Raw genomic sequence first — 24,685 nt, 5'->3', positions numbered from 1 at the left:
ATGCGTTGTATTTGTGACGTGGGAGTGGCCAGTTGCGCTCGCCTATGGCCGATAGATCACCCATCCGGGGCAGAACTACTTCGGTGGGCGACCAGAGCGTTGCGCTGAGTGGTCAGTCATCGTGTCTGGATTTGGTTTCGAGGTCTAGCCTGAACCGGTCCGCGCCCTCGTGCGAACGCTGGATGTGAGGAACCCCTTGGTTGCTGATCGGCCGAGATACCCGGCTGCACGGCTCGACCACGCTAGCACCGCCGAACAGGACGGGCGGCCCGCCGGAGGAGTGACCGACCGCGAGCTCGTCACCCGGTTGGCGGAAGGCGACCGCGTAGCGTTCGCAAGCCTGTACGACCGGTACTGCCGACAGGCGTACTCGTTGGCCAAACGTGTCTGTGTCGACACCCAGCTCGCCGAGGATGTCGTGCAAGAGGCTTTCCTCACACTGTGGCGCGACCCCGGCCGCTACCAGGCCGAGCGGGGCAGCGTCGGCACCTGGCTGCTGACCGTGGTGCACCACCGCGCGGTGGACGCCGTGCGCAGGGAGAACACCCAGCGCAAACGTTCGGCCGCGCAGGCCGAACAGGCCATCACCGGCGAGCGCGAGGCGCCGGGCGCGGACGCTGCGGCGATCACCGGCGTGCTGGGCGAGCAGGTGCGCGGCGCACTCGGCGAGCTCAGCCAGGACCAGCGGGAAGTCCTCGTGCTGGCCTACTACGGCGGCTACACCCAGTGCGAGGTGGCCGCGCTGACCGGCGTCCCGCTCGGCACGGTGAAGTCGCGGATGTTCGCCGCGGTTCGCCGGCTGCGCACCCTGCTGACCGGCGGCAACGACCAGGACCGTGACCTCGGGGAGCAGCGGTGAACACGAAGTTTCAGGGCCAGGACTGCCCCCACGAGGAGCTGGCCACCGGCTGGGCGCTGCACGTGCTGGACCCGGCGGAGGTGGCCGAGTTCGAGGCGCACCTGCCCGGCTGCGCACGCTGCCGGGACGTGGTCGCGGCCACCCAGGAGGTCGGCGCCGAGCTCGGCGCGGCGGTGCCGCAAGAGGATCCACCACCGCACCTTCGGGCGAACCTGTTCGCCCGAATCGACCAAGAACCCCAGGTGCCCGCCCGTTCGGGGAGCCATTCCGGCGGTATCGCCGAAGTGTCGCCAACGGTCGGCGAACGGCAGCCTGATGATGAACTTTCGAACCGGCGGGATGCCCGCAAGTCTGTTCGTCCGGGCAACCGGCGGTGGCTGGCCGTGGCCGCGGCGGTGCTGGCCGTTGTCGCGATCGGCGGACTGGGCATCCGGGTCCTCCAGCTCGACGCCGAACGCGACGCCGAGGCCGCCCGCGCCGCCGCGCTGACCAAGGCGGTGCAGCTGGTCGGCGACCCGAACATGCGCCGCGCCCTCATCGGCGCCACGAGCGACGGTCACCCCGTGGCGATGATGGTCGCCGCGGGCGGTCGCGGCGCGATCGTGCCGATGGACCTGCCGGCCAACGACCAGTCCCGGCAGACCTACGTGCTGTGGGGCCTGTCCAGCCCCGGACAGCCGCCGAGAGCGCTGGGCGCCTTCGACGTGGCGGGCCCGGAAATCGAGCCCCGGACCGTAAGCTGGGGCGACAACGCGCCGCAGTTCACCGGGTACGCGGTGTCCCTGGAGGACGGGCGCGCCGCACCCGCGAGCCCGACGACCGTCGTGGGCCAAGGAAACCTGGAGTAGGCGCTGAGCAGCACCTCCGAACAACACGAGCCCGCGGGCTTCACCAAGGACGGCGCCCAGCCCCACGTGCTGGACCGCCTCGCCGAGCGCTGGGGCTTCGCCGCCAAGATCCGCAACAGCCCCACCCTCCGCCTCGTCTTCCGGATCGCGGTCGGCGTGGTCGGCGGCCTGGTGCTGGCCCTGGGCATCGTGCTCATCCCGTACCCGGGCCCCGGCTGGCTGGTCGTCTTCGCCGGCCTGGCCATCCTGGCCACCGAGTTCTCCTGGGCCGGCAAGACCCTCGCCTACGCCAAGTCCAAGTACGACGCCTGGACCCGCTGGCTGCGCCGCCAGCACTGGGCGGTCCGCTGGGGCGTGCTCGCCCTCACCGGCCTCGTGGTGCTGACGACACTGTGGCTGCTCAACGTCTTCGGCATGATCGCCGGGTGGTTTGACCTGGACCTTCCGTGGGCTAGGACCCCGTTTTCGCGGTAGCGAGTGGATCGTGTAATGTTCTTCCTGCCCGGCCGGAAGGCAGGGCGGGAAGACCCGGGCGATTAGCTCAGCGGGAGAGCACTTCGTTCACACCGAAGGGGTCACTGGTTCGATCCCAGTATCGCCCACCGCAGGTCAGAGGCCCTGGAGAGACAATCTCCAGGGCCTCTTGCCATTTCGTACAGCAGTGGAAGTACAGCAGCGGCCCTGGAAGTCGGGTTCGCACGCGGTGTCCACGCCGCAAGCCGCTTCGCGTGGACGTGCACCTTCCCGATCCGGCACCGGGGAGATCCTGTGGGACTACAACCGGATCGACGACCCGCCTCGGCGTTGCGATGTCGGTATGCCGGCAGATGTGGCCCGGGGTCGAGGAGGCAGGGTGTGGCGCTGCCGTCACCAGGGCCGGTGACGCGGTGCGCGAGGCCACGATCACCCAGTCCTGAGCCGGACTCTCCGGCCCGGTCTAGCCCTTGGGCAGGGTGAGCAGGGCCTGGACCGGCAGGTGGTCGGAGGGGAACTGGCCGTCGCGGGCGTAGGTGTTGATGGCCGCGGCCCGGATGCTCGTCGCGCCCCTGGTGAGGATCCAGTCGATGCGGTCGCCGTTCGGCACCAGGGGGCGGTAGCCGTGGAAGGTGGCGTGCAGGGGGGTGCGGCGTTCGGTGGCGGCGGGCCAGGTGTCGGTGAGGGTGGCGCCGGTGCGGAGGATGTCGTAGGCCGGGGTGTTGCCCGCGGCGGTGTTGAAGTCGCCGGTGAGGATGACTGGGAGGCCGGGGGACAGGGCGTTGATCCGGTCGCGGACCAGTTCGGCGCTGCGCTGGCGGGAGTTCTCCGATTCGTGGTCGAAGTGGGTGTTGACGGTGACGAACTCGGCGCCGGTGCGGCGGTCGGCGAAGCGGACCCAGGTGACCATGCGGATGACCCGGTTGCCCCAGGACTTCGAGCCGATCACGTTCGGGGTGTCGGAGAGCCAGTAGTGGTCGAAGGCCAGCGGGGTCAGCCTGCGGGTGTCGTAGTAGACCGCCATGAACTCGTCCTGGCTGCCGCCCGCGCGACCGAGGCCGATCCAGTCGTAGTGCGCGGGCAGGTCCGCTTCGATGTCCTTCAGCTGGCCGTAGAGACCTTCCTGGGTGCCGAGCACGGTGGGCTGTTCGCGGCGCAGCAGCTCGGCCAGCACCGGGCGGCGGACCGGCCAGGAGTTCGGCTGGGTGGTCGCGGCGTAGCGGAGGTTGAACGACATCACGTGCAGGGTGTCGCCGCGGGCAGGGCCGATCACCGGGGCCCCTCCGGCCAGCGCGGGGGTGGCCTGGGTCAGGCCGAGGACGGCCAGAGCGGTGCAGAACAGCTTTGCCAGCAACGGTTTCGCGCGGTGGGCTCGGCGGGACATGGTTCCTCCGCGGGGTTCGGGGGCGATCCCGTTCACCCTGCCAGGCCCGGAGGCGGCCGAGCGTGTCGATGTGGTGGCCGGTAAGGGAAATCCGCCGGAAGGCGCAGCGGGGCCGGGTCGCGGTCCGGTGGCCGGGCACCTGCGCGAGCTGGGTGGCGGCGCCTGTGGTGGAGTGGCGGGGTGATCTCAGAGGTGTTGCCGATGCTGGCCTGTCCGCACTGCGGGCTGGAGCTGGCCGCCGAGGGGCGGGCGGTGCGGTGCGCGGCGGGGCACTCCTTCGACGTGGCGCGGCAGGGGTACCTGAGCTTGCTGGCGGGGGACGCGGGGGCGGGGACCGGGGACACCGCGGCGATGGTGGCGGCGCGGGCGGAGTTCCTGGGGGCCGGGCATTTCCGGCCGGTCGCGGAGGCGGTGTGCGCGGCGGCGGGGGAGGCGCTGGCGGCCGACGGAGCGGCGGAGGGCGGGGCGGCGGACGGCAACGCGGCCGGTGGGGCTGTGGTCGACCTCGGGGCGGGGACCGGCTACTACCTCGGGCAGGTGCTCCGTGGCGTGCCCGAGGCCGTGGGGCTGGCGCTGGACCTGTCCAAGTTCGCGGCGCGGCGGGCGGCCAGGGAACACCCTCGGCTGGGGGCCGTGGTGTGTGACGCGTGGCGGCGGCTGCCGGTGCGGGACGGGGTGGCCTCGGTGGTGCTCAACGTGTTCGCGCCGCGCAACGGGCCCGAGCTGGCCCGGATCCTGGCCCCTGGCGGGCGGCTGGTGGTGGTGACGCCGGAGGCCGGGCACCTCGGTGAGCTGGTGGCGGCGCTGGGGCTGTTGCGGGTGGATGAGGGCAAGGCGCGGCGGGTGGAGGAGAAGCTCGGGGCCTACTTCATCCGGGTGGATGACGAGGTTCGCTCGTTCGAGTTGTCCTTGGCGCATCGGGACATCGCGACCGTGGTCGGGATGGGGCCGAGCGCCTGGCACACCGATCCGGCCGAACTGGCCGGGCGGATCGGTGTGCTGCCGGAGCCTTGTGCGGTCAGCGCTTCGGTGCGCGTCGCGGTTTACCGTCGGGCTTGCCGGTAGCGCGGCCCTGGCCGGTGCGGCCCTGGTCCGACTTGCCGTGCCCGAACTTCCCCTGGTCGGACTTGCCGTGCGCGGACTTGCCCTGGCCTGACTTGCCCTGGCTGGAGCGGCCCTGGGCGGCTGCCTTGCCCTGGGGGGCGCGCAGGCCGCGGTTGGTGGACTCCTCGCGGCGGCTGCCGTCGGTGCGCAGGTTCTTCGGCAGCGGCGGCCAGGACAGCGAGCGGTCCGCGGCCAGCTCATCGGCCATGCCCAGCCACTGGCTGAGCTTGATGGTGCCCACCGCGGCCTGCGACTCGATGCCGATCTCGTGCAGCATCCGGTGCGCCCGGCCCCTGGTGATGAACGAGGTCAGCGCGGCCCGCGCCGGGGTGTTCGGCGACCCGTACGCGGTGCTCAGCAGCGCCCAGATCACCCCCTGCAGGTGGCGGCTCTGGCCGGACTTGCGTTGCAGCACCAGGTGCGCGGCGTCGACCTTGGGGGCCGGGCGGAACGCGGTGGCCGGGACCCGGTGCTTGATGGCGATCTCGAACCGGGCCGCCCACCAGGCGTTCTCCAGGTCCCTCGGCCAGGCCGCGGTCAGGCGTTTGGCCAGGCCCCACTCCACCAGCAGGTCAGCCTGGGTGAGCGAGCCGTTCGGGGTGTTCAGCAGGCGGCGCAGCAGCGCGGTGGTGATGGAGAACGGGATGTTGGCCACCACCGCGAACTCCCGGTGCGGCAGCGGCACCGACAGCAGGTCGGCGTGCACCACCCGCAGGTTCTCGTGCTCGCCGTAGCGGCGCTCCAGGTCGCCGACGAACTCCTCGTCCCGCTCCACCGCGAGCACGCGGGCCCCGGTGCGCACCAGCTCGGCGGTGATCGCACCGGTGCCCGCGCCCAGGTCCATGACCAGGTCGTCCGGGCCCAGCCGGGCGTTCACCACCAGGTCGCTGATCACCTTCGAGGAGGACAGCAGGTGGACACTGGAGTGGTTGGGCTGGCGCTGACGCGGCGGACGACCTGGTTGCACCCTCCTACGCTAGCTGGGCGAGTCCAGTAATGACGAAACCGTGGTCTGCCTGGCGAGCAGTTCGACCACATCCATCGGCTCGCCGCGGCGGGCCATCGCCTGCCGCTGCCGCTGCGCGCCGCCGCCCACGGTGAACAGGTGCTCGGTCAGCCGCTCGACCAGCTCCAGCTCGCCGTTGGCGCTCAGGAACGGCCGCAGCCGCCGCAGAGCACGTCGCAGCACCGCGCTGACCGGCAGCAGCGAGCCGGACTCCGGATCGGGGCAGTGGCCGCCGAGGCCGTCCCGCGCGGCCCGCCACAGCGCGGCGCGCAGCACCTCGTGCGGGATCCGCGGCGCGGCCACCCCGGCCTCGATGTCGTGGCTGGCGGCCTGGGCCAGCGCGCGCACCAGCACGCCCAGCAGGACCGCCTCCTCGACCGTGGCCGCCACGTCGCAGACCCGGACCTCCAGGGTCGGCTGGGCCTCCGACAGGCGGATGTCCCAATAGACCATCTTGCGGTCCAGGGCCGCCCCGGCGCGCAGGAGAGCGCTCACGCTGGCGTCGTAGTGGGCGGGGGAGTCGAAGAACGGCGGCGGGCCAGCGGAGGGCCAGCGGGCCCAGCTGACGTGCCGCCAGCTGGCGTGGCCGCTGTCCTGGCCGCGGGAGAACGGGGAGTTCGCGCTCAGCGCGAGCAGCAGCGGCAGCCAGGGGCGCAGGTGGTTGGACAGCCGGATGCCGAACTCGGCGTCCGGGATGGCCACGTGCACGTGGCAGCCGCACAGGGTGTCCACCAGGCCGCCGTAGCGCTCGGCGATGAGGTGGTAGCGGTCCTTGCCGGCCAGCGGCGGCGGCCAGGGCTCCGGGAAGACCGCGGTGCCGGTGGCCAGCAGCCACAGGTTCAGCTCGCGGGCGCTGTCGGCCAGCCTGCCGCGCAGCCGGGCCAGGTGGTGGGTCAGCTCCTCCGCGGTGGTGCAGACCGGCGAGGCGGTCTCCACCTGGAAGCGGGTCAGCTCCTCCTGGAGCTCGTCGTCGGACTCGCTGGCGTCCGCGCCCCGGCGCACGGCCGCGGCCTGCGCCGCCAGCCTGCCGGTGTCCGCGTCGACGAGGATGAACTCTTCTTCGACCCCGAAGGTCCACTCGCTCATGCCCATCACCCTGCCGCAGTGGGGCGGGCGAAGGCTGCGCGCATCCGGGTGGCTACCCGGGGCATCCCGGCGGTTGCCGGGGAAGTTGGGGCGGTCGACGCGCTAGGTCGCCTCTCGGCGAAAGGCACGACATGGCTCCAGCCGAACGGTATTCCATGAAGGCGGAAAGTGAGCCCGGGGGACACGTAACACGCCGACCACCAAGTACAACTTATCGCACTTGCCGTTTGTTCCCCAAAACGAAGAGGGCCGTCGGCCGGCGAGGGGGGTGTTACCGACCGACGGCGGTGGACTGACGCGGCGATCTCCACCGGATGGGGGAGGCGGTGGTCTGGGGGGTTCACCGCATGCCACCCGGGCTCGACGGCGACTCTCGGGATGCTCGTCGCCGGATCTGGCACGCGTCAGTCAACTGGTTCAACGGTCTACCACTCCCTCTTGTTCCGGAACTAGCACGTGCAGTAGCTCACCCCTGATTGGCGGACTGCCCAGGGGTCGGGGCGCCCGGCCGGGGCACCACCCAGCCGTCCGCGCGGGCGACCTTGACCGCGCCGATGGCGATCAGCACGCCGACGCCGACGGCGGCCAGGTGCAGCACGTTGTCCGCCCAGTTCAGGTTGAGCAGGTCGTGCGCGGGGTCGCCGGTGACGAACAGGCCGTAGACCAGGACCGCGCCGTAGCCGACGATGAGCACCCAGCCGTAGGCCATGGTGGCGCGCAGCCCGCTGGCGCAGATGCCGCCGACGATGCCGAGCACGAAGTGGATCAGGTTGTGCATCGGGTTCACGGTGAAGCCGAGCGCGTCGATGACCGGGTCGTGCCGGAAGAAGTCGGTGAAGCCGGTGACGGCGAAACCGCCGAGTCCCAGCAAGAAGAAGATCACGCCGGTGCTCAGTGCGACCATCTGTGGCCAGGGGAAACGGGCTGGCCGGACTCGCTCACTCATCGCACACCTCCTCGTGGACCCCGGCTACCCGGGGCGTTCCCGGCCAAACGCGGCGGTGTTGGCAGGATGGCGGGATGCGGGTGCGACCGGTGTCCTTCGACGTCCTGGTGACCGAGGTCGCCGACCGGATCGCCGCCCTGCCCAGGCAACTGTGGGCCAGGGTCGCCGTCGACGGGGCGGCCGCGGCCGAGCCGGGCCTGCTGGCCGACGCGCTGGCCGAGCCGCTGCGGGTGCGCGGCCGGCCGGTGCTGCGGGTCTCCGCGGGGGACTTCCTGCGCCCGGCCTCGCTGCGGCTGGAACACGGCAGGCGGGACCCGGACTCCTTCTACCTCAACTGGCTGGACGCGGGCGCACTGCGCCGGGAGGTGCTGGACCCGTTGGCGCCACAGGGATCCGGCCTGGTGCTGCCCAGCCTGTGGAACCCGGTGACGGACCGGGCGACCAGGGCCGAGCGGGTGCCGCTGCCGCCGGGCGGGGTGCTGCTGCTGGACGGCACACTGCTGATGGGACAAGGACTTCCGCTGGACTTGACCGTCCACTTGCGACTGTCCGAGGCGGCGCTGGCCCGGCGCACGGCTCCGGAGCTGCACTGGACGCTGCCCGCGTACAAGCGGTACATGGACGAGGTCGACCCGGACAACCTGGCCGATCTGGTTGTCCGGGCCGACGATCCTCGACATCCCGCCCTGGTGGAGAGCTAACCCACCGCCGTGTTGGCCGTTGTCGTACGGGGTGTTGGCCGTTGTGGACAGCCGAACCGGACCGCGCTGTCCCGCGGCGGCCAACTCGGGGTACGAGTTCGGCCAACATGGGGTACGACAACGGCCAACACGTTGGTGGAGGCTTAGGCCTTGAGGGTTTCGCGGGCCTTCTCGAAGGCGAGGATGGCCTGGTGGACATCGGCTCGTCGTTCGGTGCGGACGCGGAGTCGTCGGAAGCCTTTGATCCAGGCGAAGGTGCGTTCGACCGGCCACCGGACAGGTCGTAGGTGTAGGTGGTCTTCCACATCCTGATCCTGGGAGAAGCCCACGCACGCCAGGTCCTGAACAGCTACGAAGACCACTGCAACCGACACCGACCTCATCAAGCCCGTGACCAGCTATCCCCGGAACTCAGCAGCACCCCACCGCAGTCCACGACCTCGACACCGGCGAACCGCACCGCACCCGCATCCTCGGCGGCATCCTCGACGAGTACGGGTGTGCCGCTTGACCAGCAGCGATGACTTTTCGAGTGGCACAGGGCGGAAGGGTTATCGGACCTTTGTCCTCGACATCCGGGCGAGATGCCAGGTCACCGCGGGAATGACCGCTGCGGCGAGGATCGTGATGGCCGACATCAGGTAGGCGAAGGACCGGTCGCCGGTCGCTCGCGCGTCGTCGACATCCGACGTCGGGTCGGCGGGGTCGTAGACGATCTCGATCTCCTCCCCCACCGCGACCGCGGTACCGGACAGCCGCTGCCCGATCAACGCCCGCACCTGCCTGCCGTCCTGGGTGCGGAACTCCACTTCGTCGCGCTTGTCCGTGTCCACCACCGTGGCCATCGCCCGCTGGCCACGCTCGGCCAACGCTTGGTCGTTGCTCCACACCTGATAGGTCGCCCAAGCGAAGCCCCCGATCACGATCGCGCCGACCAACCCGAACAACCACGCCGGCGGACGCCGGGACGACAAGTTCCCCATGGGTGCGAGGTTCCTCGCCGCGCACTTCCCCAAACTCGCCGTGACGCGCCGCGCCCCGGCGTTGCGCCTGCCGATAGCCGCATCCATGCAGGTGAGAAGCGTGAGCAGGGCAAAGGGACTCGGATAGCCCGTAGCGTGCTCGTGATCCACAGCTTCGGCGACTGACGCAGCATGATGACTGGCTGTGCTGCTCCGACTGGCGTACCTGACCGTGACCGATGCTTCGCGCTGCTGCGCTTGTTACCCCTGAGGGACAAGGACGCGGAGATTCTGGCCCTGCGGCACCAGATAGCGGACAGGTCCACCAGCCCTGCCGCCCGCAACTCGGCGAGCAGCCGCTCGTGCAACTCCTGCCACACCCCGACCTCATGCCACCCGGTCAGTCGCCGCCAACACCTCGCGCGCGAGGCGCCGAACAGGCCGGTGGGCAATCGGTTCCACCCGATGCCGGTGCGCACCACGTACAGGATGCCCTCCAACGCCGTCCGGTCATCGGCACGTCTGCGACCGGGATGACGGAAGCGCCTCGGGCGTACCGGGATCAGCGGCTCAAGCCGAGCCCACAGCTCATCGGTCAGGACCTCCTCACGCACGCGCTGATCCCGGAACACCTTGCAGCACCGGCAAAGCCGACACGCCAGCTCATTCTGAACTGATTACTTAGGCCTTGAGGGTTTCGCGGGCCTTCTCGAAGGCGTGGATGGCCTGCCAGACCTCGTCGGTGCTGTGCGCGGCCGACATCTGGGTGCGGATGCGGGCCTTGCCGTGCGGCACCACCGGGTAGGAGAAGCCGATCACGTAGATGCCCTGCTCCAGCAGCGCCTCCGCCATCCGCCCGGCCTCGGCCGCGTCGCCGATCATGACCGGCGCGATCGGGTGCTCGCCGGGGAGCACGTCGAAGCCGCGGGCGGTCATCTCGCGGCGGAACAGCTCGGTGTTCTGGCGCAGCTTCTCCAGCAGGTCGCCGGAGGTGCTGATCAGGTCGAGGGCCTTGAGCGAGGCGGCGGTGACCGCGGGGGCCAGCGAGTTGGAGAACAGGTACGGGCGGGAGCGCTGGCGGAGCAGTTCCACGATCTCGGCGCGGCCGGAGACGTAGCCGCCGCTGGCGCCGCCGAGGGCCTTGCCCAGGGTGCCGGTGAGCACGTCGACCTTGTCCTGCACGCCGAAGAGCTCCGGGGTGCCGGCGCCGGTCGGGCCGGTGAAGCCGACCGCGTGCGAGTCGTCCACCATGACCAGCGCGTTGTGCTTCTCGGCCAGCGCGCAGATCTCGTCCAGCGGGGCCAGGTAGCCGTCCATGGAGAACACGCCGTCGGTGGCGATCAGCCGGTAGCGGGCGTCCTTGGCCTCGACCAGGCAGCGCTCCAGGTCGGCCATGTCGCGGTTCTTGTAGCGGAACCGCTTGGCCTTGGACAGGCGGATGCCGTCGATGATGCTGGCGTGGTTGAGCTCGTCGGAGATCACCGCGTCCTCGGCGCCGAGCAGCGTCTCGAACAGGCCGCCGTTGGCGTCGAAGCAGGAGCTGTACAGGATGGTGTCCTCGGTGCCGAGGAAGGCCGACAGCCGGGACTCCAGGTCCTTGTGGATCTGCTGGGTGCCGCAGATGAACCGCACCGAGGCCATGCCGAAGCCCCACTCGTCCAGCGCCGCCTTGGCCGCGGCCACGACCTCCGGGTGGTCGGCCAGGCCGAGGTAGTTGTTGGCGCAGAAGTTGAGCACCTTCGGGCCGCCGCCGACGCCGACCGAGGCGTTCTGCGGGGTGGTGATCACCCGCTCGGCCTTGTACAGGCCGGCCTCGCGGATCTCCTGGAGGCTGTTGCGCAGGTCCTCGCGCATGCTGCCGAACATCAGGTCCCTTTCCGTGCTGGGTCGGTGCTCAGTTCGTGGTCCAGTCGAGGATGACCTTGCCGCAGCGCCCCTCGCGGGCGGTGGCGAAGGCCTCCTCGAAGTCCTCGTGGCCGAACCGGTGGGTGATCACCGGGCTGAGGTCGAGGCCGCCTTCCAGCAGCACCGACATCGAGTACCAGGTCTCGAACATCTCCCGGCCGTAGATGCCCTTGATGGTGAGCATGTTGAGCACCACGGTGGAGAAGTCCACCGGGATCTCCTTGCTGGGCAGGCCGAGCATCGCGATCCGGCCGCCGTGGGTCATGTTCGCGATCATCTCGCGCAGCGCGGAGGGCTGCCCGGACATCTCCAGCCCGACGTCGAAGCCCTCGCGCAGGCCGAGCCGGCGCTGCGCGTCGGCGATGGTGTGCTTGCTGACGTCCAGCGCCAGCGAGACGCCGACCTGCTCGGCCAGCGCCAGCCGGTACGGGCTGACGTCGGTGATCACCACGTGCCGGGCGCCGGCGTGCTTGGCCACCGCGGCGGCCATCACGCCGATCGGGCCCGCGCCGGTGATCAGCACGTCCTCGTTCATGATCGGGAAGCTGAGCGCGGAGTGCACCGCGTTGCCGAACGGGTCGAAGATCGCGGCCACGTCCAGGTCCACCGGGTTGCGGTGCACCCAGGCGTTGCTGGCCGGCAGCGCCACGTACTCGGCGAAGGCCCCGTTGTGGTGCACGCCCAGGCCCTTGGTGCGGGCGCACAGGTGCCGCCGCCCGGCCAGGCAGTTGCGGCACTTGCCGCAGACCAGGTGGCCCTCGCCGCTGACCAGGTCGCCGACCGCGACCTCGCGCACCGCCGAGCCGACCTCGACCACCTCGCCGACGAACTCGTGCCCGGTGACCAGCGGCACCGGCACGTTGCGCCGGGCCCAGTCGTCCCAGTCCTGGATGTGCAGGTCGGTGCCGCAGATGCCGGTGCGGCGCACCCGCACCAGCACGTCGTCGGCGCCGACGGCGGGCATCGGGACGTCCTCCAGCCACAGGCCGGGCTCGTCCTTCGCCTTGATCAGTGCTTTCACCAGGCATCTCCAGACAACTAGCGGTTACGCGATGCCTGAGTCTGGGTGCGCGCGTGCGCATGCGTCCATCGACGATTACTGAACTAGCGATTCAGTCCTCCTGCACAGAGCAGTCCGGCGGCCGTCGCGGCCCGCACCGCCCCGGCCCGGTCGTTGACCTTGAGCTTGGTGAAGAGCCGTTGCAGGTGGCTCTTCACGGTGGCCTCGGTGACGAACAGGTCGCGGGCGATGTCGGTGTTGCGGTGGCCCGCGGCGACCAGCCGGAGCACTTCCAGTTCACGGGCCGACAGTTTTGGCCTGCTGCCGTCCTGCTGAACCTCGGCCACCAGTTGGCACAGCAGTTCTGGTGACACGGTGGCGATCCCGGCGCGCGCCCGGCGCACCGCCTCGATGAGCTGGACCCGGCCGGTCGATTTCAGCAGAAAACCGCGGGCGCCCGCGCGTAATGCGCACAGCACCCGGCGTCCTTCGGCGCTGAACACCAGGACCTCGGTGCCGGGGTGGTATTCGCGGAAGTGCCGGATCAGTTCGAGGCCGTCGTCCAGCGTGGTGGCCAGCTCCAGGAGTACGACATCCGGAGGACACCGGCTGAACTGGGGATACGCGGTACGCCACGAGGTGGCGCCGCCCACCTGGGCGATGTCGCCGGTGCCGGCGAACACGGTGCGCAGGGTGGCGATGACAATGGGCTGCGGATCAATGACGAATACCCGGACATCTGCTTGGACGGCCATGGAAACCTCGGGAACGCAGGGGCGGCGCCAGGGGTTTCGCAGACTAGCATACTCGATATAGTGGCACTGTATGCTCTTTTGAATTTTCAATTCGGCCTGCTTGTGCCGCTGGGTGGACCGGCAACTGGTCCAAACCAGATTCGACAGGAGGGGCGACAAGCGCGGTCGGAGATGGTACCTACGGGGTCATGTCAATCCGCCAGGCCCTGTTGGCCCTGTTACAGCAGGGGCCCAAGTACGGCTTCCAGCTGCGCGCCGAGTTCGAGTCGCGCACCGGGTCGACCTGGCCGCTCAACATCGGGCAGGTCTACACCACGCTGGGACGGCTCGAACGCGACGACCTGGTCGAACCGGCCGGGCAGGACGCCGAGGGCCACATCTACTACCGGCTGACCCACGGCGGCCGGGGCGAGGTGCAGCGCTGGCTGCAGTCCCCGGTGGACCGCGGCGCGCCCGCGCGGGACGAGCTGGCCATCAAGATCGCCCTGGCGGCCGCGCTGCCCGGGGTGGACGCGCGCGGCATCGTCCGGGTGCAGCGGCTGCACACGCTGCGGGTGCTGCAGAACTACACCCGGCTCAAGGCGCAGGCCTCCGCCGATGAGGACCTGGCCTGGCTGCTGGTGCTGGACTCGCTGGTGTTCCAGGCCGAGGCCGAGGTGCGCTGGCTGGAGCAGTGCGAACAGCGCCTGGCCCGCCGCGCCCAGACCGAGGAGTCCGGGCGGGACCAGAACGCCGCGCCGGTGGCCGAACAGGCCGAACCCGGGCGAGTCGGAGGATGACCTGAGCCGTCCCCGCCGGGAAGACTGCCGCTGACGACAGCGGGAACCCGGTCCTGGAGGGACGGTCGATGCGGCGCGGCGTGTTCTGCCGGCCCGCCGTGCGGGCGGTGCTGCGGCTGGTGCTCCGCTGGATCAGCGTGACCAGGGGCGCGAGCCTGGCGCTGGCGGTGATGATCTCGGTGCCGGTGGCCGCGACCCTGCTCAGCGACGTGCTCTCGGACGCCCAGCGCACCACCCCGCGCCGCACCATCGAACAGACCATCGGCCAGGCCGGGGCCAGGCTGACCGACGCCGGCTACGGCGACGTGCCGATCCTGCAGAACCTGGACGGCTCCCAGGTGCGGCCCGCGCCGCCGGGGGAGGGCGCCCCCGCGCACCGGCACGCGACCCGGCCGGAGCTGCCGCCGGGCGCGACCGCGCTGACCATGACCCGCTCGCTGCTGACCGCGCAGGCCGGGCAGAGCCGGCTCAGCGCCCAGTTCCAGGAGCTGGACTACCCGCATCCGTTGGCCCGCGGCATCACCGAGCAGGTGCGCGGCCGCGCGCCGAAGGGCCCGGATGAGCTCGCCGCCTCGCCGGAGTTCCTGCGCGCGGCCGGGATCGAGCTCGGCGCCACCGTCTCGGTGCCCGAGGCCGGACGCGCCTTCCTGGTGGTGGGGGTGGCCCGGCCGGCCAGGGACCACGGCGAGCTGGTGCTCTACGCCCAGCCCGGCGCGCTCTACGAGCAGCTGGCCGCGCGCCTGCCGCCCAGCGAGCTGCCCCGGCTCGGCGGCCGGATGTGGTTGGTGGACAAGGACTTCGACTGGCCGGGGGTGCTGGCGGCGAACGAGCACGGGCTGGCGGTGTACTCCAGGGGCGCGGTGACCGAGCCGCCGCCGCCGGAGCGGGTGCCGCTGCCCGGCGATCCCACCGAGGCCTACCGCAGCTTCCACGACCTGCTCATCGACGACCTGACCGGCGGACAGGACCGCAGCGAGTCCACCGGCGAGCGGCTGGGCATGCTGCTGGTCTGGATCGCGGTGGTGCAGGTGGTGCTGCTGGGCGGGGCGATGTTCGCCGTCGGCATCCGGCTGGGGCGGCGGCAGCTGGGCGCGCTGGCCGCCAACGGAGCCAGCGGCGGGCACCTGGTGCTGTTGCTGCTGCTGTGGGGCCTGCTGCTCGGGCTGGGCGGCGCGGTGCTGGGCAGCGTGGTCGGCACGGTGGCGGCCGGGGTGCTGATCGAGCTGTTCCACCGGTTCGACCTGCCGCGGATCTGGCGGTTCCAGGTGGGCCTGGACGACCTGGTGCTGCCGTTCGCGCTGGGCGTCTTCGCCGGGCTGGCCGCGGCGGTGGTGCCCGCGGTGCGGGCCGGCCGGACCAGGCCCGGGCAGCTGCTGGCCGACCGGCGCAGCGAGCGGCGGCCGTCCAGGGTGACCCCGGTGCTGGGCCTGGCGCTGGTGCTCACCGGGCTGGCGGTGGCCGCGGCGGCGGCCTTCGCGCTGGACTGGCGCGCCCTGGTGCCGGTGGCCACGGTGCTGGTCAGCGTCGGCCTGTTCGTCTGCTTCCCCGCGCTGGTCGGCGGGATCGCCGCGCTCGCGCCCGCGCTGCCGGTGAGCGTGCGGATCGCGCTGCGCGAGCTGGGCAGGCACCGGGCGCGCAGCGCGCCGGCCATCGCCGCGGTGATGGCGGTGGTGATCGGCACCATCGCGCTGGCCACCCTGGACGTCACCCGCAACGCCTACACCTCCGGCCGCTACTGGCCGACCCTGCCGGACCGGCACGCCGCGGTCCTGGCGCCCGACGCGGCCACCCGCCCGCCCGGGTGGGACGCGCTGCGGCGCACCCTGGGCGAGGCGCTGCCCGCGCGGTCCTTCGCCGAGGTCACCGCGCTGCCGGGGACCTGGGACCGGTGTGGCGGCGGCGGTTGCCCGCACACGGTGGAGGTGGCCATGTCCCCGGCCGCCGGGTGCGGGCCGGAGTGGACCACCAGGGAGCAGTGGCTGCCGCCGGGCGGACCGGACTGCGTGCACCACCGGCGGCTGCTGGGCACCGTGCTGGTGGGCGAGGCCGAGCTGCTGCGCCGGGTCAGCGGGGTCACCGACCCGGCCGCGGCGGCCGCGCTGGCCCGAGGCGAGGCGGTGGTGCTGGACGCGAGGTACGTCCAGGACGGGATGGTCCGGCTGGTGCTGAACACCCCGCGGGGCAGCCATGATCTCGCCCTGCCCGCGCTGGCCGTGCCCAGCGAGGTCGGCTCCACGCTGGTGGTGCTGCCGCCGGAGACCGCGGCGCGGACCGGGGTGGCGCTGAGCCTGCGCGGCCTGGACATCGAGCTGGGCCGGCGGCTGAGCCGGTTCGAGCAGGACCGGATCGGCGAGGTGGTGCGCGCCTTCGGGCTCAGCGGCTACGTGGAGCGCGGCGCGACCAGGGAGGCGGCGCTGTTCGCGCTGCTGTTGCTGGCCTGCACCGCGCTGCTGAGCACCACGGCCGCGGTGACCGCCACCGTGCTCTCGCTGATCGACACCCGGCGGCACTCGGTCATGCTGGCCACCGTCGGTGCCTCGCTGCGCACCCGGCGGGCGCTGGCGGTGACCCAGTCACTGGTCATCTCCGGCCTGGGCAGCGTGCTCGGTGTGCTGGTCGGCATCCTGCCCGCGGCGGTGGTCTCCGCCCAGGGCGCGCGCCGGATGTGGCGGGACGGTCCGGTGGCGCTGCCGTACGAGCTGGTGCTGCCCTGGCCGGTGATCGGGTTCGTGCTGGTGGTGGTGCCCGCGATCGCCGCCCTGGTGGCACTGGCCTGCGTGCGCCGCCGGGTGCGGATCGACCGCAGGCACACCTAGATCAGCTCGGCGAACCTTTCGGGGGAGATGTTGCCGCCGGAGAGGATCGCGCCGACCCGGCCGCCGGTGGGCAGCTTGCCGGTCATCAGCGCGGCCAGCGGGGTCGCGCCGCTGGGCTCCAGCACGATCTTGAGCCGCTCGAAGGCGAAGCGCATGGCCGCCCGGATCTCCTCGTCGCTGACCAGCACCACCTCGTCCACCAGGCGCCGGTTGATGGCGAAGGTCAGCTCGCCGGGGATCTCCGCGGCCTGGCCGTCGGCGATGGTGCGCGGCACCGGGACCGCGACCCGTTCGCCGGCCAGCAGCGAGCGGCGGGTGTCGTCGCCTGCCTCGGGTTCCACGCCGACGACGCGGATGCCGGGGGAGAGGCCCTTGGCCGCGGTGGCCGAGCCGGCGATCAGTCCGCCGCCGCCGACCGGGGTGAGCACGGTGTCCAGGTCGTCGACCTCGGCCAGGAGCTCGAGCGCGGCGGTGCCCTGGCCGGCGATCACGTGCGGGTGCTCGTACGGCGGGATCAGCGCGAGACCCCGGTCGGCGGCGAGCTTGTTGCCGATGGCGACCCGGTCGCCGGTGTAGCGGTCGTAGGTGACCAGCTCCGCGCCGTAGCCCGTGGTCGCGTCCTTTTTGGACTGTGGCGTGTCCGCCGGCACCAGGATCACCGCGCTGCTGCCCAGTTCCCGCGCGGCCAGCGCCACGGCCTGGGCGTGGTTGCCGGAGGAATATGCCGCGATGCCTTTGCGCAGCTGGGCTTCGGAGAGCCGGGAGACCGCGTTGTAGGCGCCGCGGAACTTGAACGCGCCGATCCGCTGGAAGTTCTCGCACTTGAGGTGCACCCGCGCGCCGACGAGGTCGTCGAGCTGGCGGGAGTGCAGTACCGGGGTGCGGTGCGCCACCCCGGCCAGCCGGGCGGCGGCCTCCCGCACGTCGGCCAGGGTCACCGGGAGGGCGGTCATGAGTTCTCCTTGATCTGGGCGAGGTAGCTGTAGGCCGAGGCCCGGGAGATGCCCAGGCGGGAGGCGACCCTGGGCACCGCGCGGCGCACCGCGAACACACCCTGCTCGTTGAGGTCCTGGAACAGCGCGAGTCGCTCGTCCCGGCCCAGTTCGGCCCAGGGGCGCGGATCGGCCAGCTGGCGTCTGTCCACAATGGAGTCGATCACGGCGTCGATGTCGTCGCCGAAGGTGGTGGTCGGCGCGGGCAGCGGGTTGTCCACCCCGGCGAGCCCGCCGAGCAGCTGCTGGGCCTGGGTGAGCCCGGTGAGGTCGAGGTTCACGCACAGCGCGCCGAAGACGGTGTTGTCGCTGTCCCGCAACAACATCGTGGAGGACTTGACCATCTTTCCCTCCGGCGTGCGGGTGATGTAGTTGAGCTGGTCCTCCGCGTCATCGCCCCTGGCCAGCAGTCCCATGCCGATCTCGCTCATCGCCCCGCCCACCCCGCGCCCGGTCACCGCGCCCGCGATGGCCACCACCGAGTTCGCCGGCCGCCGGAAGTCGTGCACCACCACCTCGCAACACGCGCCGAAGGTGGCCACGATCCCGTCGGCCACCGGCCGCAGCGCCGCCAGGATGGCGTCCCGCTCCGCCATCAGCCGACCACCCTGGCGAGTGCGTCGATCTCCACGCAGGCGCCGTAGGGCAGGCTGGCCACGCCGACACAGGTGCGCGCGGGCCGCGGCTCGGCGAAGAACGCGGCGAAGGCGGCGTTGAGCCGGTCCCGGTCACCGATGTCGGTGAGGTAGGCGGTCACCTGTACTACGTCGCTCCGCTGTGCGCCCGCCCCGGCCAGGGCTTCGGCGAGGTTGGCGAAGGCTTGGGCGCATTCGGCGGGGAAGCCGCCGGGGGTCAGGACGCCCGGTTCGGTGACGCCGAGGCGGCCGGAGACGGCTACCAGGTCGCCGCTGCGGAAGGCGGTGGAGTACGGGTGCTCGTCGGTCATGGACGAAATGTACAACCGCTGGACTGAGTGTCCAAGGAGTGTGAGCTAGCGAACGAGGGTGTCCAGGCGGATGTCAGTGGGGAAGGGCACGCGGCATTCCAGGCGGTCGTGGAAGATGCCGGTCAGCGCGTAGGAGCGGCTCGCCGGGTCGAGCTCGTAGACGTAGACGACCGGGGCGCCGGAGTTGTTCTCCACCCGCCAGAAGTGCGCGATGCCCGCCTCGGCGTAGCGGCGGGGCTTGGTCTCCCGGTCCCTGATCTCCGAGGACTTGGACACCACCTCGACCACCAGCAGCACGTCTTCGGGCTGGTAGAAGGTGCGGTCCAGGTCGCGGGCGGCGGTGGCGGTGACCACGGAGACGTCGGGGCAGGGGCGCTGGCGGGGGCCGAGCACCACGTCCATCTCGCGGGTGGCGGCCAGGTGCGGGGGCGCCTGCCGCTGGAGCTCGTCCCGCAGGCGTTCCACGACGCGGCGGTGGAACTCGGTCCGCGGTGCCATCACGATCAGCTCACCGTCGACCAGCTCGATGTGCTGGAGCGCGTCCAACTCCCCGCACAGTCCGTCGCCGCCGATCCGGTCGAGATCGGCGGCGGTCCAGCCGTTCGGTGGCGGATATGGCCAGTTGGTCCCGGGCATCGGTCAGGCCGGGGCGACCTCGGTGACGTGCACCACCGCGCTCCCCGCCTCGTCCGAGGCCGCCAAATCGACCTCGGCTGTGATCGCCCAGTCGTGGTCGCCTGCCGGGTCGTCGAAGGCCTGCCGGACCACCCACTGACCTGGGTGCTCGTCCTGGTTGATCATCAGCAGGGCTGGGCCGCGGGCGTTGGGGCCGGTGCCGATCTCGTCGTACTCCTCGAAGTACGGCTCCAGGGCTTCCCGCCAGCGCTCGGCGTCCCAGCCGGCGTGGGCGTCCAGCTCGCCCAGGGTGTAGTAGTCGCGGCGGGCGGCCAGCTCCACCCGGCGGAACAGCTCGTTGCGGACCAGGACGCGGAAGGCCCTGGGGTTGGCGGTGACCGGGGGTGGGCCGGTGTCCACTGTGGACTGTTCGGGGTCGTCCTCGTCGGTGGGGTTGCGGAGTTGTTCCCACTCGTCCAGCAGGCTGCTGTCGACCTGGCGGACCAGTTCGCCGAGCCATTCGATGAGGTCGGTGAGCTCTTCGGTTTTCGCGTCGTCGGGGACGGTCTGGCGCAGGGCCTTGTAGACATCGGCCAGGTAGCGCAGGACCAGGCCCTCGGAGCGGGCCAGCTGGTAGAAGGCGATGTAGTCGACGAAGGTCATGGCGCGCTCGTACATGTCGCGCACCACCGACTTCGGTGAGAGCTCGTGGTCGGCGACCCAGGGGTGACCCCGGCGGTACATGTTGTAGGCCGCCTCCAGGATGTCCTGCAAGGGCTTGGGCCAGGTCACCTCCTCCAGGGCTTCCATCCGCGCCTCGTACTCCATGCCCTCGGCCTTCATCTTGTTGACGGCCTCGCCGCGGGCGCGGAACTGCTGCTGGGACAGGACCGGACGGGGATTGTCCACTGTGGACTCGATGACCGAGACCACGTCCAGCGCGTAGGTCGGGGAGTCCCGGTCCAGCAGCTCGATGGTGGCCAGCGCCAGGGGGGACAGCGGCTGGTTGAGGGCGAAGTCGAACTGGAGGTCCACGGTGAGGCGGACCGTGCGGCCTTCCTCGTCGGGGGTGTCCAGCTTCTCCACCACGCCCGCGGCCAGCAGGGCGCGGTAGATCGCGATCGCGCGGCGGATGTGCCTGATCTGCGCCGGGCGGTCCTCGTGGTTGTCCTCCAGCAGGTGCCGCAGGGCGGCGAAGGCGTCGCCGGGGCGGTTGATCACGTTCAGCAGCATGGCGTGGCTGACCTGGAAGCTGGAGGTCAGCGGCTCGGGCTCGGCCTCGACCAGGCGCTTGAAGGTCGGCTCGCCCCAGGAGACGAAGCCCTCCGGCGGCTTCTTGCGCACCACCTTGCGCCGCTTCTTCGGGTCATCGCCCGCCTTGGCCAGCGCGCGCTCGTTCTCCACCACGTGGTCCGGCGCCTCGACCACCACGTTGCCCACCGTGTCGTACCCGGCCCGCCCGGCCCGGCCGGCGATCTGGTGGAACTCGCGCGCCTTGAGGATGCGGGTGCGCACCCCGTCGTACTTGCTCAGCGCGGTGAACACCACGGTCCGGATCGGCACGTTGATGCCCACGCCCAGGGTGTCGGTGCCGCAGATCAGCTTGAGCAGACCGGCCTGGGCCAGCTGCTCGACCAGGCGGCGGTACTTGGGCAGCATGCCCGCGTGGTGCACCCCGATGCCGTGCCGGACCAGCCGGGACAGCGTCTTGCCGAACCCGGCGGTGAACCGGAAGTTGCCGATCTGCGCGGCGATCGCGTCCTTGTCCGCGCGGCTGGAGACGTTGATGCTCATCAGCGCCTGCGCCCGCTCCAGCGCGGCGGCCTGGCTGAAGTGCACCACGTAGATCGGGGCCTGCTGGGTGGAGAGCAGCTCCTCGATGGTCTCCTGCAGCGGCGTGGTGACGTAGGAGTGGAACAGCGGCACCGGGCGCTCGGCCGAGCTGACCACCGTGGTGGGGCGGCCGGTGCGCCGGGTCAGGTCGGTCTCGAACCGGCTGACGTCGCCCAGGGTGGCCGACATGAGCAGGAACTGCGCCTTGGGCAGCTCGATCAGCGGGACCTGCCAGGCCCAGCCGCGGTCGGGCTCGCTGTAGAAGTGGAACTCGTCCATGACGACCTGGCCGACCTCGGCGTCCGCGCCGTCCCGCAGCGCGATGTTGGCCAGGATCTCCGCGGTGCAGCAGATGATCGGCGCGTCGCCGTTGACGCTGGAGTCGCCGGTCATCATGCCGACGTTCTCCGCGCCGAACATCTCGATCAGCGCGAAGAACTTCTCCGAGACCAGCGCCTTGATCGGCGCGGTGTAGAAGGTCCGCTGCTTGTTCGCCAGCGCGGCGAAGTGCGCCCCCGCGGCGACCAGGCTCTTGCCGGAGCCGGTCGGCGTGGACAGGATCACGTTCGCGCCGGAGACGATCTCGATCAGCGCTTCCTGCTGCGCCGGGTACAGCTCGATCCCCTGGCCCGCGGCCCAGGTGCTGAAGGCGTCGAACAGGGCGTCGGGATCCTGGCCGTCCGGCAGGTACTCGGTGAGCGTCATGGTGCCCCCGATCGTGCCTTACCCGGCTGACCTGGTCACCAGCGGGGAGTAGTTGGTGATCCACCGGGTATCCGGGCTGTCGTGCGTCTCGGTGACGAGCAGCGGCCGCGGCAGGCGGCCGGCGAGGTGGGGACGGCCATTCCGGCGCGGCTGGACCGGCTGCCGTGGGCGCGCTGGCACTGGGTGGTGCTGCTCGGGCTGGGCACGGTGCGCGGTGCTCGGCTCGCTGGTCTTCAGCTACCTGACCGACCGGTTCGGCCGCAAGAAGCTGTTCCTGCTCACCCTGGTGCTTTACCTCATCGCCACCGTGCTGACCGCGTTCTCCTTCGGCTCCGGGCTGCTGCTGGTGGGCACCGCCGCGCTGTTCGGCAACGGCGCGCTGTCCGCGACCGGGCTGCCCCTGGCCTGGTCCGCGGTGTTCTTCTTCGCCTCGGCCGGGGCCAGCGCGGCCTACCTGACCGTCTTGGAGATCTTCCCGATGGAGATCAGGGCGATGGCCATCGCGCTGTTCTACTCGGTGGGCACCGGACTGGGCGGCATCATCGGGCCTTCGCTGTTCGGCGCGCTGGTGGAGACCGGGGACCCGGCGTGGCCGAGCTGGTGCTCGGGGTGGAGGCCGCCGGCAAGTCCCTGGAGTCGGTGGCGCGGCCGTTGTCGGCAGCGGAAGCCGGGCGTTCAGCCCAAGCGACGGCGTATTTCGGCGGTATCGCAAACGCCTATGCCGGGGAATGGGTGCGCCCTCATCACTCCATCGGGTCATTATTTTGATGCGCTGACAACTTGACCCCGGAACTTGGTGCCCTGGTGAGCACGTTCGGCGGAGTGAATTGTCAGGGTGGTGACAAAACTGGGGAAATGTTGGCCTCTTGGGGGAGTTTCCTCGGTTTGGTTCTTGCCTAGCTATGACACACGACAGTAACCTACCGGCTAGTAGGAGGCCGTTCGTGCAGGTCACCTGCCGTATTGCCGCCTGCCTTCCGGGTTTCTTTCGGCGACTCCCCTGCCCCGGATTTTTTCTGTCAACGAGTCGTTCGAGTGAATTCGGCGAACAATGACGCTCGCTGACCGAGGGAGAAGTTCACATGGCTCGACGCCACTTGACCACCATCTTGACTCGGACCACAGCCGTGCTCGCCGGCCTGGCCCTCGCCGCAGTCGGCGCCGGGGTCGCGCAGGCGGTGCCGGTCACCAAGACCCTGACCTACACCTGCGAGTTCCCGCTGATCGGCCCGGACGAGCTCCAGGTGACCATCTCGGTGAACCTGCCGGACTCGGCCGTGGTCGGCCAGCCCGCGCAGGCCACCGACTTCAAGGTCAGCGTGCTGGTGCCGGAACGGATCGTGGAGGCCTTCGACCTGTTCGAGGCCAAGACCCTGGACGGCTCCGCGGTCGCGCACTTCGACGTCAAGGACGCGGCCGGGGTGAGCAAGACGGTCGACATCAACGGCATGACCGTGCCGTCCACCCCGATCCCGGACACCGGTGACCTGACCGTGCCCGCCACCGGCGACGTCCCGCCGACCACGGTGGACAACCCCGGTCAGGCCGAGGCAATCGTCAGCGGCGGGTTCGACGCCAAGCTGACCCCGCGCAAGGCCGACGGCTCGCCGACCGAGCTGGGCACCTTCGACCTGCCCTGCACGGAGAAGCCGGGGCAGGACCTCAAGCTCGGCGAGATCCCGGTCGCCGCGGCGAGGAAGTAGCAGATGACCCGGACTGGATCGGCGCACCGGCTCGGGGCCCTCGCGGCCGCGGCGCTGCTGGTGCCGGCACTCGGCGTCTCCCTTGTCGGCGACGGCAGCGCGGCCGCCGAATCGACAGCCCGCCGGATCGCCTACACCTGCACCGCGCCGGAGCTGACCGCCCAGGCGGTGGTCACCGAGGTCGCGGGCGTGTTCCCGGCCTCGGGCTCGGTCGGCGCGCCGGTCCAGTCCGCCCTCACCGTCACCGCGACCCTGCCGGAGACGGTGCTGCCCGCCCTCGGCGGCGCGAAGTCGGTGATCGGCACCGCCGCTCTCGGCCTCGCCGTCAACGGCGCGGGACTCTCGGCCGCGGTCACCGCCGAGGAGCTGGGCATCCCGGCCACCGAGGTGCCGGAGAAGGGTGAGCTGAAGGTCGTCGCCACCGGCAAGGCCCCCGCGCTCACCCCGGCGAAACCCGGCGACCTGACCGTCACCGCGACCGAGCTGAGCTTGACCCTTGGCTCGGCCACCGACGACGGACCGCCGCTGAACCTCAAGTGCGCCAAGGACGAGGGGCAGGACGCCCAGCTGGTCAAGCTCCCGGTCACCGGGCGGAACCTGACCACCGTGCCCGGCGCCAGCGGCACCCTGCCGGTGCCCACCACCGGCGGCAAACCGGTGCCCAGCACCGGATCCACCGTGCCGGGCGCGGGCGAGGACCAGCAGATGGGGCCGCTCGCCCGGCGGATCCGGTACAAGGTCGACGGGGTGTCCCGGATCAAGAAGATGGAGTCCGAGGTCAAGATCGGCCCCGGCGAGATGCTCACCGAGGTGATCATCAAACTGCCGGTCGGCGAGATCAAGGGCGACCTCACCCTGCCGCCGTCGAAGGGCTACTTCGTGCTGTTCCGGTTCGTGCCCAACAACTCGGTGATCGAGTTCGAGTCGGTCGGCCAGGTGGCGGGCATCATCGAACGCGGCCAGGTGAAGGCGACCTCGAAGATGTTCATCAAGCTGCGCGACATCAAGGTCGGCGGCGTGCCCCTGGACGTGGGACCGAACTGCAAGACCGTGGAACCCGCGGTGATCGACCTGGTCTCGGCCCCGCCGCCACCGCCGTTCCTGCCCACCAGGCCCACCCCGATGAGCGCGACCTACACCATCCCGCCCTTCGGCAACTGCGGTGTCACCGAGCCGCTGGACTCGCTGCTGACCGGACTGATCTCCGGGCCCGGCAACACGTTGAACCTGACCCTCACCTTCCTCGGATATGAGTGAGGCCCGCCG

At 71.0% G+C, this 24,685-nt stretch carries 24 protein-coding genes, 1 tRNA gene and 1 pseudogene; 11 read left to right on the top strand and 15 right to left on the bottom strand.

Features of this window, described 5'->3' with window-relative positions; genetic code table 11:
* The first annotated feature begins 280 nt into the window (after positions 1-280).
* The 4 genes from N8J89_RS31115 (at position 281) to N8J89_RS31100 (ending at position 2,309) form a co-directional block, all read left to right on the top strand.
* Positions 281-859 carry an RNA polymerase sigma factor gene (locus N8J89_RS31115; protein ID WP_283660560.1) on the top strand — a complete coding sequence of 193 codons (579 nt, stop codon included), beginning with the start codon at positions 281-283 and terminating at the stop codon, positions 857-859.
* The gene (locus tag N8J89_RS31110) at positions 856-1,707 is read left to right on the top strand and encodes an anti-sigma factor (protein ID WP_283660559.1); all 852 of its coding nucleotides are present in this window, start codon (positions 856-858) and stop codon (positions 1,705-1,707) included. The genes N8J89_RS31115 and N8J89_RS31110 overlap by 4 nt, the downstream gene beginning before the upstream one ends.
* A 66-nt stretch (positions 1,708-1,773) precedes the next feature.
* Positions 1,774-2,181 (top strand): TIGR02611 family protein, encoded by a 408-nt coding sequence (locus N8J89_RS31105; protein WP_283660558.1) that lies wholly within the window; start codon positions 1,774-1,776, stop codon positions 2,179-2,181.
* 56 nt (positions 2,182-2,237) lie between these two features.
* A tRNA-Val gene (locus tag N8J89_RS31100) sits at positions 2,238-2,309 on the top strand.
* Between the two features lie 335 nt (positions 2,310-2,644).
* Here N8J89_RS31100 and N8J89_RS31095 read toward each other — a convergent pair.
* Positions 2,645-3,565 carry an endonuclease/exonuclease/phosphatase family protein gene (locus N8J89_RS31095; protein WP_283660557.1) on the bottom strand — a complete coding sequence of 307 codons (921 nt, stop codon included), beginning with the start codon at positions 3,563-3,565 and terminating at the stop codon, positions 2,645-2,647.
* Between the two features lie 201 nt (positions 3,566-3,766).
* On the opposite strand from N8J89_RS31095, the gene N8J89_RS31090 reads away from it, so the two are divergent.
* Entirely contained in the window at positions 3,767-4,630 is an 864-nt protein-coding gene (locus N8J89_RS31090) for a putative RNA methyltransferase (RefSeq protein ID WP_502868507.1), read from the top strand.
* On the opposite strand, the gene N8J89_RS31085 is transcribed toward N8J89_RS31090, so the two are convergent.
* The 3 genes from N8J89_RS31085 to N8J89_RS31075 all read right to left on the bottom strand — a co-directional run bounded on the left by N8J89_RS31085 (position 4,584) and on the right by N8J89_RS31075 (position 7,707).
* Positions 4,584-5,636 carry a 23S rRNA (adenine(2058)-N(6))-methyltransferase Erm(C) gene (locus N8J89_RS31085; RefSeq protein ID WP_283660555.1) on the bottom strand — a complete coding sequence of 351 codons (1,053 nt, stop codon included), beginning with the start codon at positions 5,634-5,636 and terminating at the stop codon, positions 4,584-4,586. The two genes, N8J89_RS31090 and N8J89_RS31085, sit on opposite strands and share 47 nt — an antisense overlap.
* A 9-nt stretch (positions 5,637-5,645) precedes the next feature.
* A complete protein-coding gene (locus N8J89_RS31080) occupies positions 5,646-6,761 on the bottom strand; it encodes a carboxylate-amine ligase (protein ID WP_283660554.1) in 1,116 nt (371 codons plus the stop codon).
* Between the two features lie 466 nt (positions 6,762-7,227).
* On the bottom strand, positions 7,228-7,707 hold the full coding sequence (locus tag N8J89_RS31075; protein ID WP_283660553.1) for a DUF4383 domain-containing protein: 480 nt from the start codon (positions 7,705-7,707) through the stop codon (positions 7,228-7,230).
* Positions 7,708-7,781: 74 nt separating this feature from the next.
* Here N8J89_RS31075 and N8J89_RS31070 point away from each other — a divergent pair, with 74 nt between their 5' ends.
* A complete protein-coding gene (locus N8J89_RS31070) occupies positions 7,782-8,408 on the top strand; it encodes a nucleoside/nucleotide kinase family protein (protein WP_283660552.1) in 627 nt (208 codons plus the stop codon).
* A 143-nt stretch (positions 8,409-8,551) separates the two neighbouring features.
* On the opposite strand, the gene N8J89_RS31065 is transcribed toward N8J89_RS31070, so the two are convergent.
* The 6 genes and pseudogenes from N8J89_RS31065 to N8J89_RS31040 form a co-directional block, all read right to left on the bottom strand.
* Positions 8,552-8,791, bottom strand: coding sequence for a transposase (locus tag N8J89_RS31065; protein WP_283660551.1), 240 nt, complete (start codon positions 8,789-8,791; stop codon positions 8,552-8,554).
* A 168-nt stretch (positions 8,792-8,959) separates the two neighbouring features.
* Entirely contained in the window at positions 8,960-9,346 is a 387-nt protein-coding gene (locus tag N8J89_RS31060) for a DUF3592 domain-containing protein (protein ID WP_283660550.1), read from the bottom strand.
* 341 nt (positions 9,347-9,687) lie between these two features.
* Positions 9,688-9,984: pseudogene (locus tag N8J89_RS31055) on the bottom strand (transposase); the annotation flags it as partial.
* A 67-nt stretch (positions 9,985-10,051) separates the two neighbouring features.
* The gene (locus N8J89_RS31050) at positions 10,052-11,236 is read right to left on the bottom strand and encodes a glycine C-acetyltransferase (RefSeq protein ID WP_283660549.1); all 1,185 of its coding nucleotides are present in this window, start codon (positions 11,234-11,236) and stop codon (positions 10,052-10,054) included.
* Between the two features lie 28 nt (positions 11,237-11,264).
* Positions 11,265-12,296: an L-threonine 3-dehydrogenase gene (gene tdh, locus N8J89_RS31045; protein WP_283660548.1), complete on the bottom strand. Its 1,032-nt coding sequence runs from the start codon at positions 12,294-12,296 to the stop codon at positions 11,265-11,267.
* Between the two features lie 83 nt (positions 12,297-12,379).
* The gene (locus tag N8J89_RS31040) at positions 12,380-13,189 is read right to left on the bottom strand and encodes a LuxR C-terminal-related transcriptional regulator (RefSeq protein WP_283660547.1); all 810 of its coding nucleotides are present in this window, start codon (positions 13,187-13,189) and stop codon (positions 12,380-12,382) included.
* A 29-nt stretch (positions 13,190-13,218) separates the two neighbouring features.
* Here N8J89_RS31040 and N8J89_RS31035 point away from each other — a divergent pair, with 29 nt between their 5' ends.
* Both N8J89_RS31035 and N8J89_RS31030 read left to right on the top strand, forming a co-directional pair.
* Positions 13,219-13,809 (top strand): PadR family transcriptional regulator, encoded by a 591-nt coding sequence (locus N8J89_RS31035; protein ID WP_283660546.1) that lies wholly within the window; start codon positions 13,219-13,221, stop codon positions 13,807-13,809.
* A 68-nt stretch (positions 13,810-13,877) separates the two neighbouring features.
* On the top strand, positions 13,878-16,625 hold the full coding sequence (locus N8J89_RS31030; protein ID WP_283660545.1) for an FtsX-like permease family protein: 2,748 nt from the start codon (positions 13,878-13,880) through the stop codon (positions 16,623-16,625).
* On the opposite strand, the gene N8J89_RS31025 is transcribed toward N8J89_RS31030, so the two are convergent.
* From N8J89_RS31025 to N8J89_RS31005, 5 genes are read right to left on the bottom strand one after another with little or no spacing between them, the layout of a single operon-like run.
* Entirely contained in the window at positions 16,622-17,578 is a 957-nt protein-coding gene (locus tag N8J89_RS31025) for a threonine ammonia-lyase (RefSeq protein ID WP_283660544.1), read from the bottom strand. The two genes, N8J89_RS31030 and N8J89_RS31025, sit on opposite strands and share 4 nt — an antisense overlap.
* Entirely contained in the window at positions 17,575-18,213 is a 639-nt protein-coding gene (locus tag N8J89_RS31020; RefSeq protein ID WP_283660543.1) for a helix-turn-helix transcriptional regulator, read from the bottom strand. Before N8J89_RS31020 ends, N8J89_RS31025 begins: the two co-directional genes overlap by 4 nt.
* Positions 18,213-18,563: a Rid family hydrolase gene (locus N8J89_RS31015; RefSeq protein WP_283660542.1), complete on the bottom strand. Its 351-nt coding sequence runs from the start codon at positions 18,561-18,563 to the stop codon at positions 18,213-18,215. Before N8J89_RS31015 ends, N8J89_RS31020 begins: the two co-directional genes overlap by 1 nt.
* Before the next feature lie 45 nt (positions 18,564-18,608).
* Positions 18,609-19,199 carry a Uma2 family endonuclease gene (locus tag N8J89_RS31010; RefSeq protein ID WP_283660541.1) on the bottom strand — a complete coding sequence of 197 codons (591 nt, stop codon included), beginning with the start codon at positions 19,197-19,199 and terminating at the stop codon, positions 18,609-18,611.
* Positions 19,200-19,202: 3 nt separating this feature from the next.
* Positions 19,203-21,716 (bottom strand): DEAD/DEAH box helicase, encoded by a 2,514-nt coding sequence (locus N8J89_RS31005; RefSeq protein WP_283660540.1) that lies wholly within the window; start codon positions 21,714-21,716, stop codon positions 19,203-19,205.
* Between the two features lie 55 nt (positions 21,717-21,771).
* Between N8J89_RS31005 and N8J89_RS31000 the strand changes: the two genes are divergently transcribed.
* From N8J89_RS31000 to N8J89_RS30990, 3 genes are all read left to right on the top strand, one after another.
* Positions 21,772-22,500: an MFS transporter gene (locus N8J89_RS31000; RefSeq protein ID WP_349497414.1), complete on the top strand. Its 729-nt coding sequence runs from the start codon at positions 21,772-21,774 to the stop codon at positions 22,498-22,500.
* Between the two features lie 298 nt (positions 22,501-22,798).
* On the top strand, positions 22,799-23,419 hold the full coding sequence (locus tag N8J89_RS30995; RefSeq protein ID WP_283660539.1) for a DUF6801 domain-containing protein: 621 nt from the start codon (positions 22,799-22,801) through the stop codon (positions 23,417-23,419).
* 3 nt (positions 23,420-23,422) lie between these two features.
* A complete protein-coding gene (locus tag N8J89_RS30990) occupies positions 23,423-24,676 on the top strand; it encodes a DUF6801 domain-containing protein (protein ID WP_283660538.1) in 1,254 nt (417 codons plus the stop codon).
* Positions 24,677-24,685 lie beyond the last annotated feature (9 nt).

The sequence above is a fragment of the Crossiella sp. CA-258035 genome (genome assembly GCF_030064675.1).
Lineage (GTDB): Bacteria > Actinomycetota > Actinomycetes > Mycobacteriales > Pseudonocardiaceae > Crossiella.
The sequence above is the reverse complement of the archived record's forward strand: the minus strand, read 5'-3'. Positions and strand labels throughout refer to the sequence as shown.

What these genes read in the sequence shown, in the direction of transcription:
- N8J89_RS31095 (WP_283660557.1), bottom strand. Translation starts at nt 3,565, where the DNA reads ATGTCCCGCCGAGCCCACCGCGCGAAACCGTTGCTGGCAAAGCTGTTC.
- N8J89_RS31090 (WP_502868507.1), top strand. Translation starts at nt 3,767, where the DNA reads ATGCTGGCCTGTCCGCACTGCGGGCTGGAGCTGGCCGCCGAGGGGCGG.
- N8J89_RS31080 (WP_283660554.1), bottom strand. Translation starts at nt 6,761, where the DNA reads ATGAGCGAGTGGACCTTCGGGGTCGAAGAAGAGTTCATCCTCGTCGAC.
- N8J89_RS31075 (WP_283660553.1), bottom strand. Translation starts at nt 7,707, where the DNA reads ATGAGTGAGCGAGTCCGGCCAGCCCGTTTCCCCTGGCCACAGATGGTC.
- N8J89_RS31070 (WP_283660552.1), top strand. Translation starts at nt 7,782, where the DNA reads ATGCGGGTGCGACCGGTGTCCTTCGACGTCCTGGTGACCGAGGTCGCC.
- N8J89_RS31065 (WP_283660551.1), bottom strand. Translation starts at nt 8,791, where the DNA reads ATGAGGTCGGTGTCGGTTGCAGTGGTCTTCGTAGCTGTTCAGGACCTG.
- N8J89_RS31050 (WP_283660549.1), bottom strand. Translation starts at nt 11,236, where the DNA reads ATGTTCGGCAGCATGCGCGAGGACCTGCGCAACAGCCTCCAGGAGATC.
- N8J89_RS31035 (WP_283660546.1), top strand. Translation starts at nt 13,219, where the DNA reads ATGTCAATCCGCCAGGCCCTGTTGGCCCTGTTACAGCAGGGGCCCAAG.
- N8J89_RS31030 (WP_283660545.1), top strand. Translation starts at nt 13,878, where the DNA reads ATGCGGCGCGGCGTGTTCTGCCGGCCCGCCGTGCGGGCGGTGCTGCGG.
- N8J89_RS31025 (WP_283660544.1), bottom strand. Translation starts at nt 17,578, where the DNA reads ATGACCGCCCTCCCGGTGACCCTGGCCGACGTGCGGGAGGCCGCCGCC.
- N8J89_RS31020 (WP_283660543.1), bottom strand. Translation starts at nt 18,213, where the DNA reads ATGGCGGAGCGGGACGCCATCCTGGCGGCGCTGCGGCCGGTGGCCGAC.
- N8J89_RS31015 (WP_283660542.1), bottom strand. Translation starts at nt 18,563, where the DNA reads ATGACCGACGAGCACCCGTACTCCACCGCCTTCCGCAGCGGCGACCTG.
- N8J89_RS31010 (WP_283660541.1), bottom strand. Translation starts at nt 19,199, where the DNA reads ATGCCCGGGACCAACTGGCCATATCCGCCACCGAACGGCTGGACCGCC.
- N8J89_RS31005 (WP_283660540.1), bottom strand. Translation starts at nt 21,716, where the DNA reads ATGACGCTCACCGAGTACCTGCCGGACGGCCAGGATCCCGACGCCCTG.
- N8J89_RS30995 (WP_283660539.1), top strand. Translation starts at nt 22,799, where the DNA reads ATGGCTCGACGCCACTTGACCACCATCTTGACTCGGACCACAGCCGTG.
- N8J89_RS30990 (WP_283660538.1), top strand. Translation starts at nt 23,423, where the DNA reads ATGACCCGGACTGGATCGGCGCACCGGCTCGGGGCCCTCGCGGCCGCG.